Raw genomic sequence first — 12,234 nt, forward strand, 5'->3', positions numbered from 1 at the left:
GCATAAATAGCTTTACCGCCTTATAGCACATATTTCTGTATCACTTCAGCAATTCCAGGTGCAGTATTTTGATCGGTAATTATATCGGCAAATTTTTTCACTTCATCACAGCTATTACCCATTGCAACGCCGAGACCAGCGGCAGTTAACATGCTGACATCATTGAAATTATCGCCAAAAGCGATAACCTCTTTCATCGTTAAGCCTTGGGATTCGACCCAACGTTGTAAACGTACACCTTTGCTATTGCCTTTTTTAGCAATATCAACTTGATCATACCATGACCACTCGCAAGCCAGCTCCAGTTCTTGCTGAATAGTTTGGCTAAAAACGCGTAATTTCTCGATATCCGGCGTACAGGTGGCAAATTTCCAAATAGCAGTAACCTGCTGGATTGCCGTGTTGAAATTGTCGATTTTATGGATATTGGGGCGTTGATTTTCAGGTAATGAATCCGCCCATTGCAATGTTCGTTCGATAGCATCATTATGTTGTTGATATAGCATAGCGTCATCAACATACATCAAGTGATTGATATCCGTACCTTGTAAATGCGCAACCACTTTAGTCGCTTCTTCTGCCGATAAGGGATCCGATTCCAGTACTTTTTTTGTCTGATAGTCGTAGAGATAAGTCCCATTGCAACAAATTGCTGGGGTATCTAAAGCCAATGCTTGATAAAATGGATGGATAGCAACATGATGGCGACCAGTAGCAATAATAACTTTGATTCCTTGGCGACGAGCTTGGTTTATTGCGGCTAAAGATTGTGGCAAGATCTGCTTGTTAGGATCCAATAGAGTACCATCAAGATCTAATGCGATAACGCGATATGACATAAATCAGCCTCATTAACAGATTAAATAGCGATTTAGCATTCAATCTATATAGTAATTTTAAAAAGTACAATTTAGTGAATTATTTATCTTAATTGTTCAAACCGATAAATTTTTCTAGTACTAATCATATCGGATAATAGTCGTTAACTAAACCCGTAAAAATAAATAATTACCCTAATAGATGATAAACTAGCAGCATAACTCAATAGCAATAATCAGCTAAATTTTTAGCCTGACAGGTTATTAACAAGTTGTTATATGTGAAATAAGATTTAAATCAATATAATAGACAAGTAGAAGTTAAGAACTCGCTATTTTTATTAATTTAATGTCAATACGATTAATTTTAAATCGATATCTTTAACCCTTTTTAACAATAAGTGCTGCTTTCGGAATAGCATCTTTTAATATTGGTCTGTAAAATTATTATGATAATTATTGTTAATTTATCGCTGTTTTTTTCGTTAGATTATAAATTGCAGTTTAACATTATTATGTTTTATTGATAGACATTATTTGAAATTGAAGCGTTCATTATTGTTAGCTATAACGCTGAAGTAATTTAAATAACATGTTTTTAAATTAAACATCTAACCTATTTCATATATTTTTTTATCTTTTTATTAGCCTTCATTATTTTTCATATAAAAGGCTGATATATTAATTTTTTAATTTACTTATATTTAAATGAAATATTTTTTTAAGCAAAAAATAGATTAATTAAATTGATATTTTCGTTTTATCCGCATAATAATTAACTCTGCTATAAGCGATGTTGTATAAAAATATTCTCAATTGATAAAAATAGAAACGATTTAAGGGATATATTAAATGAAAAGTAAATTATTATTAGCGCCGTTAGCATTAATTTTTGCTGCTAATGTCGCCGTTGCTAATGTCAAGCCGGAACCGCAGCATGGTTTTATTTTTGCACCAAAAAGCCGAGCAGTGTTATGTTGGATACATGAAAATAGCAACTGTGGGGCTGTTGAATATGATCCCATGTCGATTGAAGGGCCGAAAGGCTTTCCGCAAAGCGGCCCTCGTGATGGCAAGATAGCCAGTGGTGATAATTCATTATTTTATAAACTCAACGAACAGAGCGCTGATCGTTGGAAGAAAGTACCATTGACTGCCGGAAAAAACACCTTCCATTGGACGTTAACTCAGCCACACAAAACAGCCAAATGGGAGTTTTTTATTACTAAACAGGATTGGAACCCTAATGCACCACTAACCCGTGCCTCTTTTGATTTAAAACCATTTTGCGAGCGTTTTGACGGTGGTGCAAAGCCGGATAAAGATCAACTTTATTTTGAATGTAATGTTCCACAACGTACGGGTTATCAGGTTATTTTAGGTGTTTGGTCAATTGCTGATACCGCAAATGCTTTTTATCAAGTTGTTGATGTGGATATGAAAGCTAAATAATATTAATAACAATTTTTCAGCTAGTAAATTAACCTACATTACAAATTTAAATTAGATTAGTAGACATTCATATTCAGTTATTTTTATTGTTATCAAATGCTAGCTATTTCTACTTAGCTAGCTTTTGTTCAATAGTTATTAGTAATAGCAAGTTTATTACTAACTAATAATTGTCATTAATAAATTTCATTCACTGGAATATTCCGTTATTCCTCATGTTGGATAATTTTTTGCCAAATATTGGCAACATGATGCACTTGGTAAAGCGCACAGTTGAGTGCATTATCTCGCGCTTGCTCAATTGACAGATCATTTTGTACATTAACGCCAAGATTAATCCCCATATCGATAATAGTGTGTACATCACGATCATTGCCGACATGCCAAAAAGGGACTAATTGTGATCTCTCATAAGCGCCTCTTAAGACAAAATTGGCGCTTTTCCCCCAGACTTTTAAACAATCCATCCGTTCTTGGGCATTTTCTCGCGCCCAAAAATGCAATTCACGCAGGACATTATCAATAAGTGGTAAACTTTTTTTGGCAATCGTTGCGCGAGCTTCATTGGATTGGCATAACCACCACTTTATGGTTTCACCATTGACGGTACCGCCGGCAGACATTGATGAAGAGAGATCGACAGCTTGATAAAAGGCAGCGCCCGTTTCACCTGTCGCTGGATTAAAAAAAACCGCACCGATTGCTACAATGGCAGCACAACTGCCCATACCCATGGTTTCTAAGTCAACCATTAAATTTTCGCGGGGTTTCATTATTATTCCTTAATTTTCTATTAACAGTTTGCCGTGTCAATCTACTCGTCCTAATATTTACGGTTTATTATTTTTAAATTTAGCTCACGACTTGTTGATTTTATTTATTACTAACAATAATTATATGAAATGGAAAAAAATCGATAAAGACAACTGGATCAAATAAACTGAGTTTACATGTTGCTTATATTGAAAAATAATGTGAAATTTATATTAAATTTTCAACCTCCTCGGTATTGATTAGTGTTATTGCGTTTTTAACAAAACATCTTTATTAACAAAAATAAAGAATTTATATATTTATATAATATTATTTTTTTACTTTTTAACAACAGGTTTTTTATAGGGTTTAATTTAGATTTTTATCATCTGAATACTAAATTTACTTGAATAAGGCGATATTCAACGGCGATTGACGGTTGGCTAATTATTATCGCTAAACATAACCTTTAATTGCACAATGATAATTAATAAAAACACGCCACATACTGACATCAATCGGCTGAACAATAAATTTTTTTATTAACCGTTATGCTATTTTACTGATTATTTGCTATCAAATCGGATATGATAATGGAGAATAATTTCTGAGGAGTTAATCAATGAAACAGGTAGTGTATGTTGCCAGTCCTGAAAGTAAACAAATTCATGTTTGGGCAATGGATAAAAAGGGTAAACTGACATTATTGCAACAGCTGACATTACCCGGTGAAGTACAACCGATGCAGATTAGTCCCGATGGTCGACATCTTTATGTTGGTATTCGGCCGGATTTTGCCATTATTACTTACCTTATTTCAGCCGAAGGAAAACTCAGCCAACAGGCCATTACCGCTATTCCTGCCACACCAACCCATATTGAAATTGACAAGCTTGGTCGTTGGCTATTTATTCCCTCCTATCATCAAGGAAATTTAGTGGTGTTGCCGATTGATCAACAGGGGAGCGCGCAGCCAGCGATTCAAGTTATTGGCGATTTAAAACATCCCCATGCATCGGGAGTAAGTTTTGATAATTCACGTTTGTTTGTCCCGTGTTTAGGCGAAGATCATATTCGCATTTATACAATTGATAACAATGGCCACTTAACCGAACAGGTTGCTGATCGGATTGTAACTAACCAAGGCGCAGGGCCTCGTCATTTAGCATTTGCACCCAATCAGAACGCTTTTTATTGTTTAAATGAGTTAGATGCCACAATTAATGTTTATTCAGCATTTGAACCTTATCAGCAAAGGCAAAATTGTGACATTCTACCTGCCGGATCGAAATGTAAACCCTGGGCTGCGGATATTCATATTACGCCAGATGGCTGTCATCTTTATGTAAGTGAACGTTCTGCCAGTATTATTCGTCATTTTCAAGTAACAGCAGAAGGATTAGCATTATCGCCAATGAAGGCTTATGCAACCGAAACTCAACCGCGTGGCTTTAATATTGATCAAACGGGCCATTTTTTGCTAGCCGTCGGTCAAAAATCTGATCACATTGCTGTGTATAAAATAGATGCGGTGACAGGTGCGCTACAAACCTTAGCGCGTTATCCGGTTGGTAAAGGGCCGATGTGGATCACGACCCATTTAATTAAAAACTAAACTGTTTTTAATTTACAGTTTGAGAACTATTTTTTTTATCGCTTCAGTTAACTTAGTGAGTTGCACAGCGGTAATGATATAAGGCGGCGTCAGATAAATTAATTTACCAAATGGCCGGATCCAGACCCCTTCAGCTACAAAATGACGTTGTAATTCAGGTACATTGACGGGGTTTTTCATTTCAACAACGCCAATTGCGCCTAACACTCGCACGTCAGCAACTTGGGGTTGATCTCGTAGTGGAAAGAGTTCAGCCATCAATTGTGTTTCAATGTCTTTCACCCATTTTTGCCATGGGCTATTTCTTAGTAATGTTATGCTTGCATCGGCGATCGCGCAGGCTAATGGATTGCCCATAAAAGTGGGTCCATGCATAAAACAGCCCGCTTTGCCTTGGCTGATGGTTTCTGCAATATGGCGGCTGGTTAGCGTGGCTGACAGAGTGACATAACCACCGGTTAGTGCTTTACCTAAACACAAAATATCTGGCGTAATGGCGCTATGCTGACAAGCAAACAATTTGCCAGTACGGCCAAAGCCGGTGGCTATCTCATCGGCAATCAGCAAAATATTATAGTGATCGCATAATTCTCTTACGGCTGTCAGATAATTAGGATGATAAATTCGCATACCACCCGCACCTTGAACTATCGGCTCAACGATAATGGCAGCAATTTTGCCAGCTTGTTCGGTGAGCATTTTTTGTAATGGGATCAAATCGTCGGCTTGCCACGGTTGATAAAAACCACATTGAGGTGCTTGAACAAAAAAATGTGTTGGCAGATAACCTCGATAAAGGCTATGCATTGAGTTTGCAGGATCACAAACTGACATAGCACCAAAGGTATCACCATGATATCCCCGTTGTAAGGCAATAAACTGGTGGCGGGTTTCTCCTCGTGCCTGCCAATATTGTAATGCCATTTTTAATGCTACCTCTACAGCTACTGAGCCGGAGTCAGCCAGAAAAATACACTCTAATCTATCATCAGTTATATCAATTAATTGTCGGCACAAGGCAGTCGCTGGCGGATGCGTGATGCCACCAAACATAACATGGGACATTTTTGTTAATTGCTGAGAAGCGGCTTGATTGAGTACGGGATGATTATAGCCGTGAATAGCGGCCCACCAAGAAGCCATACCATCAATCAATTTTCTGCCATCGGCTAATTCGAGTTCGACACCTGAGGCGCTCACAATAGGATAAGCCGGTATTGGTTGAGTCATAGAAGTATATGGGTGCCAAATATGTTTAGCATCAAAATTAATATCGTTGAGTTGCATTATGTTTGGTCAACTAAATTTATTTATTTTAGTTGACATGATAACGCGGTTATTTAAACTGGCAACACTTTTTGTTTCCAGAGAGAGAATGGTGAAGATGGAAAAACCATGGACGCTTAGCCAGGCACAAGCATTATTTGATTTACCTTTTTTTGAATTACTTTTTCAAGCTCAGCAAGTTCATCGCCTACATTTTGATCCGCAACAGATCCAGATTAGTACTTTACTCTCAATTAAAACGGGTGCCTGCCCGGAAGATTGCAAATATTGCCCACAAAGTGCGCGCTATAAGACCGGATTAAAAGCTGAACGACTGTTAGAAGTCGAACGAGTAATCGAATCGGCTAAGCAGGCCAAAAAAGCTGGTTCAACCCGTTTTTGTATGGGCGCGGCCTGGCGAAATCCTCATGAACGCGATATGCCTTATCTAGAAACGATGGTGAAAGAAGTTAAAGTGTTAGGCTTGGAAACCTGTATGACGCTGGGTAAGTTAACTGACCAGCAAGCACGGCGGTTAGCCGATGCTGGACTGGATTATTACAATCACAATTTAGACACCTCGCCCGAGTTTTATGGTTCTATTATTACCACTCGCACCTATCAAGATAGGCTTGATACAATTGATACTGTTCGCCAAGCAGGCATGAAGGTATGCTCTGGTGGCATTGTCGGCTTAGGTGAAAAGGTGACTGATCGGGCAGCACTATTGGTTCAATTAGCTAATTTATCGCAGGTTCCTGAAAGTGTGCCAATTAATATGCTAATAAAAATAAAAGGCACCCCCCTTGAAGACAATGAAGATGTCGATGCCTTTGATTTTATTCGTACCATAGCTGTTGCCCGGATTATGATGCCAACCTCTTTTGTCCGGCTCTCTGCTGGCCGTGAACAGATGAATGAACAGATGCAAGCACTCTGTTTTATGGCCGGGGCAAACTCTCTCTTCTATGGTTGTAAGTTATTAACGGCCGCAAATCCCAATCAAGATAAAGATCAGCAACTTTTCCGCAAGCTAAATATTAATCCACAAGCCACTGAAACCGCATTGACTCATCAGCAGCAAATAGCGCGGTTGGAAGAGGTTATGCAGCAGATGGATACAGCACAATTTTATAACGCGGCACTATAATGAATTGGTCAACATTTTTAGCTCATCAACTGGATATGCGCAAGCAGCAAGCATTGTGGCGGCAACGGCAGATTATTAAAAAAAATGATGCACGTACCCTAATCTTTGATCAACAACAGTATGTTAATTTTTCCAGTAATGATTATCTCGGTTTAAGCCAGCATTCGGCCATAATTAAAGCCTGGCAGATAGGATTAAGCCAATATGGAGCAGGTAGTGGTAGCTCTGGTCATGTTATCGGTTATCGTTGCGCCCATGCCCAATTGGAGCGACAGCTGGCTGATTGGTTGGGTTATTCTCGTGCTTTATTATTTATTTCCGGCTATGCCGTAAATCAAAGTGTGATCATGGCCTTAATGAACAAAAATGATCATATTGTGGCTGACAAACTTAGTCATGCTTCCATTCTGGAAGCAGCCATGATGTCACCAGCCACATTACAACGTTTTGCCCACAATCAATCGGACGCTTTACAGCAACTTTTGGCGGTCAAACATACGGGTAAAACACTGGTTGCCACTGAAGGCGTATTTAGTATGGATGGCGATAGTGCCCCTTTAGGCCAATTGCAAGCTGTAGCGAGGCAAGCGCAGGCATGGTTATTAGTGGATGATGCCCATGGTATTGGTGTTAGCGGCGATGAAGGCAGAGGGAGTTGTTATCTACATAAAGTAAAGCCTGAATTGCTGGTGGTAACCTTTGGTAAAGCATTTGGCCTTAGTGGCGCGGCATTACTTTGTGATGAAATCACCGCCGACTATTTTCTGCAATATGGCCGTCATTTAATTTATAGTACTTCAATGCCGCCGGCTCAAGCGGTCGCGTTAGCTGAGGCGGTTAGGCAAATTCGTCAGGCTGATGAATCAAGAGCCAATTTGCAGCGCAATATTGACTATTTTCGTCAATTAGCCAATCACTATAATTTGCCATTATTAAATTCCCCCAGTGCCATTCAGCCACTGATTATTGGTAGTAACCAACGTTGTTTACATTTATCGCAATTTTTACGTCAGCGAGGATTTTGGGTGCAAGCTATTCGGCCGCCAACGGTGCCGCCGGGTAGTGCAAGATTAAGGATCACATTGACGGCTAATCATCAATTAGCCGATATTGCACAGTTAATGGAAGCGTTAAATGAATTCTTTAACAACCATGCCGATAAATAAGCAAGCAATTGCGCATGCTTTTGGACGAGCGGCGAAAAATTACGATAATATTGCGTTATTTCAACAGCAAAGTGGTCAATATCTATTTGATTGCTTATCTGCGATGCCAGGTAACATCATTCTAGATGCTGGCTGTGGTACCGGCTATTTCAGTAAGCAGTGGCACTTAGCAGGAAAACAGGTTATTGCGCTTGATCTGTCTGCATCAATGTTAGCAATCGCACAACAAAAGCAAGCGGCTAAAAATTATATCCAGGCCGACATGGAGTGTTTACCACTAGCCGATCAAAGTGTCGATCACTGTTTTAGTCACCTTGCTATCCAGTGGTGTAGTCATTTATATACCCCATTAAGTGAGTTATATCGTATCACTAAAAAGGGTGGGATAGTTGCTTTTTCTACTTTAGTCGATGGCTCATTACAAGAGCTACAACAGTGTTGGCAAAAAGTTGATAATAACCGACACATTAATTCTTTTATGACTTTTGCACAAATTAAGCGGACTTGTCATGATTGGCCGCATAGTTTAGAACGACGATCTTGGCGTGTAACTTATCCTTCATTTGCCTGTTTACTTCAATCTATCAAGGGAATTGGCGCGACTTATCTAACCGATGGGCGTCAGCAGCAGGGTCTAATGACAAAAAATCAGTTAGCTAAACTCCTTGACCATTATCCCCATGTCGATGAGCAATTCCCATTAACTTATCAACTTGTTTACGGAATGTTATATCGTGAATAAATGTTTTTTTCTCACTGGAACTGATACAGATGTGGGCAAAACTGTTGTTAGCTGCGCGCTGCTACAAGCAGCCGCGTCTCATGGCTATCAAACAGCAGGTTATAAGCCGGTAGCTTCAGGTAGCGAACAATTAACCGATGGCTTAAGAAATCCAGATGCGCAGTTATTAAGAAAAAATAGCAGCCTGAGACTGAATTACCATGATGTTAATCCGCTTGTTTTTGCTCAAGCAACCTCACCCCATATAGCCAGTAAGCTAACAGGAAAGCTTATCGATTGGCAGATAATGGACGCAGGATTAAATAAATTAAAACAATCTGCTGACTGGATCATTGTCGAGGGTGCTGGTGGATGGTACACACCGCTTTGTGCTGAGCAAACCTTGGCTGATTGGGTTAAACAACAGCAATTGCCAGTAATATTAACAGTTGGCGTTAAATTAGGTTGTATCAATCATGCAATGTTGACCGCACAAGCAATTAAGCAAAGCGGTTTATTATTGGCAGGCTGGGTGGCTAATGAAATTGTTTTAGCAGGTCAGTATCAACAAGATTATTTGCTAACATTACAGCAGCGCCTGTCAGCGCCCTGTTTAGGTGTTATTCCGTATTTGCCGGATTGGCAATCTCATCCGATTGGCAAATTTGTCAATATAGGTAACCTACTGTAATAGGAATAATTTTGAGGCTGAAGTATGATGCCATTTTAGCTATATTTTGCTTGAATTAGCTAAATCGTAACAAATGAAATGCTATTTTTCATTTTTTTTCTTATATAAAAATTTTTTTTGTGATTATTTTTCTAGCAAAAATATTTTGCTAATTCTCAAGTGAAAATCTTACAACTATTGATGCCTAAAAGAATTTCTTGAGTTATCCCCCATTCCTGTGGATAACCTTGTGCATTAGATCTAGAAAAGTGCCGCTAACCAAGATAGCATGAGGCTTGGCGTGACCTTGATGTCATTCTCGGCTCTCAAGTGAAATTATATAAATATTAACAAGTTATATAAAATCAAGTCTGAAATGATATATAATAAAGTTTTATATTAGCTAATTAGCATAAAATATAAAATATAATTAAGTAGCAAAAAAAGCTTGGGGATAACTAAGTTATTAAAATGAAAAATATATGTAAATAATTTGCTTCAATAGAAGCTGGTTTTTTATTTCTGCTGTCATTGAAACTGTTTTTTTATCCAGTATGATAAAGAAATATTTTTAGTAGAGAGGGTTAGATGAGTAAAGTCTTTAAATTGCATGCTGAGTTTCAACCTGCGGGTGATCAGCCCGAAGCAATAAAGAAATTAACCGATGGTCTTAATGATGGATTAGCTCATCAAACGTTGCTTGGTGTTACCGGATCGGGTAAAACATTCACTATCGCTAATGTGATTGAGCAGCTTAACCGCCCGGTCATGGTAATGGCGCACAATAAAACGCTGGCAGCACAATTATATAGTGAAATGAAGGCTTTTTTCCCTGAAAATGCGGTGGAATATTTTGTTTCTTATTATGATTATTATCAACCTGAAGCGTATGTTCCCAGTTCCGATACCTTTATTGAAAAAGACGCCTCCATTAACGAACATATTGAACAGATGCGACTCTCTGCCACTAAAGCACTGCTTGAAAGACGTGATGTTATTGTTGTTGCTTCAGTGTCAGCGATTTATGGTTTAGGTGATCCTGATAGCTATCTAAAAATGATGCTTCATTTAACCAAAGGCATGATTATTGACCAGCGTGCTATTTTACGCCGCCTGGCGGATTTGCAATATAGCCGCAATGATCAAGCATTTCAACGTGGTACATTTAGAGTTAGAGGGGAAGTCATTGATATTTTTCCAGCTGAATCAGATGAATATGCGCTAAGGGTTGAATTATTTGATGAAGAAGTAGAACGGCTGGCGCTTTTTGATCCCTTAACCGGCCAGCTCCAACATAATGTACCAAGATTTACCATTTATCCCAAAACCCATTATGTCACGCCGCGTGAACGTATCCTTGAAGCCATGGAGCAGATTAAAACTGAATTGGCACAAAGACGTAAATTGCTACTGGAAAGTAATAAATTGGTTGAAGAGCAGCGGTTAACCCAGCGTACTCAATTTGATTTAGAGATGATGAATGAACTGGGTTATTGTTCCGGTATTGAAAATTACTCACGTTATCTTTCCGGCCGTGCAACGGGTGAACCACCCCCAACGTTGTTTGACTATTTACCGGCAGATGGCTTGTTAGTTATTGATGAATCTCATGTCACCATTCCACAGATTGGTGGTATGTATCGTGGTGATCGTTCCCGTAAAGAGACATTGGTAGAATATGGTTTTCGCTTACCTTCTGCGTTGGATAATCGCCCGTTACGTTTTGAAGAATTTGAAGCACTTTCCCCGCAAACAATTTATATTTCTGCCACGCCAGGTAAATATGAATTGGAAAAATCGGCTAATGAAATTATTGAGCAAGTTGTCCGGCCAACAGGCTTGCTTGATCCAGAAATTGAGGTTCGTCCAGTTGCTACTCAGGTTGATGATTTATTGTCTGAGATCCATCTACGTATCGCGGTAAATGAGCGAGTGCTAGTAACAACCTTAACCAAAAGAATGGCAGAGGATTTGACGGATTATCTACAAGAACATGATATTAAGGTTCGGTACCTGCATTCAGATATTGATACCGTTGAACGAGTCGAAATTATTCGTGATTTACGGTTAGGTTTATTTGATGTTTTAGTGGGTATTAACCTATTACGTGAAGGTTTGGATATGCCAGAGGTATCGTTAGTTGCTATCTTAGACGCAGATAAAGAAGGATTTTTACGTTCAGAGCGTTCATTAATTCAAACGATTGGACGTGCAGCACGTAACCTGAAAGGAAAAGCGATTTTATATGGTGATAAAGTGACTGATTCCATGGCAAAAGCGATTAGAGAAACTGAACGTCGTCGAGAGAAACAAATCGCTTTTAATCAGCAGCATAGAATTGTGCCTAAAGGTTTAAATAAAAAAGTTGGCGATATTTTACAAGTAGGCGCACCCATATCGGCAAAAGCTAAACGTAAACAGCCGCAAGTATCAGCGATTAGTGAAGATTATCATAAACTTTCGGCTAAAGAATTGGAGCTTAAAATTCAGGCGTTAGAAGTACAAATGTATCGTTATGCGCAAGATCTTGAATTTGAACAAGCAGCCAGTTTACGCGATCAAATTCAATTACTACGTGAACAGTTTATTGCCAATTCTTGAATAGATAGGCTAGTGTTATCCG

General features: G+C 38.8%; 10 protein-coding genes. 7 read left to right on the forward strand and 3 right to left on the reverse strand.

Annotated elements, in window-relative coordinates:
* Positions 1-20: 20 nt before the first annotated feature.
* Entirely contained in the window at positions 21-839 is an 819-nt protein-coding gene (locus G468_RS0104670; protein ID WP_026822133.1) for a pyridoxal phosphatase, read from the reverse strand.
* A gap of 831 nt (positions 840-1,670) precedes the next feature.
* Here G468_RS0104670 and G468_RS0104675 point away from each other — a divergent pair.
* On the forward strand, positions 1,671-2,270 hold the full coding sequence (locus G468_RS0104675) for a lytic polysaccharide monooxygenase (RefSeq protein ID WP_026822134.1): 600 nt from the start codon (positions 1,671-1,673) through the stop codon (positions 2,268-2,270).
* Between the two features lie 206 nt (positions 2,271-2,476).
* Here the strand turns inward: G468_RS0104675 and G468_RS0104680 are convergent, their stop codons facing one another.
* Positions 2,477-3,043 (reverse strand): 3'-5' exonuclease, encoded by a 567-nt coding sequence (locus G468_RS0104680; protein ID WP_034249313.1) that lies wholly within the window; start codon positions 3,041-3,043, stop codon positions 2,477-2,479.
* Between the two features lie 602 nt (positions 3,044-3,645).
* Between G468_RS0104680 and pgl the strand changes: the two genes are divergently transcribed.
* The gene (pgl, locus tag G468_RS0104685) at positions 3,646-4,638 is read left to right on the forward strand and encodes a 6-phosphogluconolactonase (RefSeq protein ID WP_026822136.1); all 993 of its coding nucleotides are present in this window, start codon (positions 3,646-3,648) and stop codon (positions 4,636-4,638) included.
* A gap of 12 nt (positions 4,639-4,650) precedes the next feature.
* On the opposite strand, the gene bioA is transcribed toward pgl, so the two are convergent.
* Positions 4,651-5,925 carry an adenosylmethionine--8-amino-7-oxononanoate transaminase gene (gene bioA / locus G468_RS0104690; RefSeq protein ID WP_026822137.1) on the reverse strand — a complete coding sequence of 425 codons (1,275 nt, stop codon included), beginning with the start codon at positions 5,923-5,925 and terminating at the stop codon, positions 4,651-4,653.
* A 97-nt stretch (positions 5,926-6,022) separates the two neighbouring features.
* Between bioA and bioB the strand changes: the two genes are divergently transcribed.
* The 5 genes from bioB to uvrB all read left to right on the forward strand — a co-directional run bounded on the left by bioB (position 6,023) and on the right by uvrB (position 12,212).
* Positions 6,023-7,054 carry a biotin synthase BioB gene (gene bioB, locus G468_RS0104695; RefSeq protein ID WP_026822138.1) on the forward strand — a complete coding sequence of 344 codons (1,032 nt, stop codon included), beginning with the start codon at positions 6,023-6,025 and terminating at the stop codon, positions 7,052-7,054.
* A complete protein-coding gene (gene bioF, locus G468_RS0104700; RefSeq protein ID WP_026822139.1) occupies positions 7,054-8,220 on the forward strand; it encodes an 8-amino-7-oxononanoate synthase in 1,167 nt (388 codons plus the stop codon). Before bioB ends, bioF begins: the two co-directional genes overlap by 1 nt.
* A complete protein-coding gene (gene bioC, locus G468_RS0104705; protein ID WP_026822140.1) occupies positions 8,189-8,962 on the forward strand; it encodes a malonyl-ACP O-methyltransferase BioC in 774 nt (257 codons plus the stop codon). The genes bioF and bioC overlap by 32 nt, the downstream gene beginning before the upstream one ends.
* Positions 8,955-9,632: a dethiobiotin synthase gene (gene bioD / locus G468_RS0104710; RefSeq protein ID WP_026822141.1), complete on the forward strand. Its 678-nt coding sequence runs from the start codon at positions 8,955-8,957 to the stop codon at positions 9,630-9,632. Before bioC ends, bioD begins: the two co-directional genes overlap by 8 nt.
* A 567-nt stretch (positions 9,633-10,199) precedes the next feature.
* Positions 10,200-12,212, forward strand: coding sequence for an excinuclease ABC subunit UvrB (gene uvrB, locus G468_RS0104715; RefSeq protein ID WP_026822142.1), 2,013 nt, complete (start codon positions 10,200-10,202; stop codon positions 12,210-12,212).
* Positions 12,213-12,234 lie beyond the last annotated feature (22 nt).

The organism is Arsenophonus nasoniae DSM 15247, from assembly GCF_000429565.1.
In the GTDB taxonomy this organism is placed as follows: domain Bacteria; phylum Pseudomonadota; class Gammaproteobacteria; order Enterobacterales; family Enterobacteriaceae; genus Arsenophonus; species Arsenophonus nasoniae.

Coding starts and splice junctions, on each gene's coding strand:
- G468_RS0104670 (WP_026822133.1), bottom strand. CDS start 839: ATGTCATATCGCGTTATCGCATTAGATCTTGATGGTACTCTATTGGAT.
- G468_RS0104675 (WP_026822134.1), top strand. CDS start 1,671: ATGAAAAGTAAATTATTATTAGCGCCGTTAGCATTAATTTTTGCTGCT.
- G468_RS0104680 (WP_034249313.1), bottom strand. CDS start 3,043: ATGAAACCCCGCGAAAATTTAATGGTTGACTTAGAAACCATGGGTATG.
- pgl (WP_026822136.1), top strand. CDS start 3,646: ATGAAACAGGTAGTGTATGTTGCCAGTCCTGAAAGTAAACAAATTCAT.
- bioA (WP_026822137.1), bottom strand. CDS start 5,925: ATGCAACTCAACGATATTAATTTTGATGCTAAACATATTTGGCACCCA.
- bioB (WP_026822138.1), top strand. CDS start 6,023: ATGGAAAAACCATGGACGCTTAGCCAGGCACAAGCATTATTTGATTTA.
- bioF (WP_026822139.1), top strand. CDS start 7,054: ATGAATTGGTCAACATTTTTAGCTCATCAACTGGATATGCGCAAGCAG.
- bioC (WP_026822140.1), top strand. CDS start 8,189: ATGAATTCTTTAACAACCATGCCGATAAATAAGCAAGCAATTGCGCAT.
- uvrB (WP_026822142.1), top strand. CDS start 10,200: ATGAGTAAAGTCTTTAAATTGCATGCTGAGTTTCAACCTGCGGGTGAT.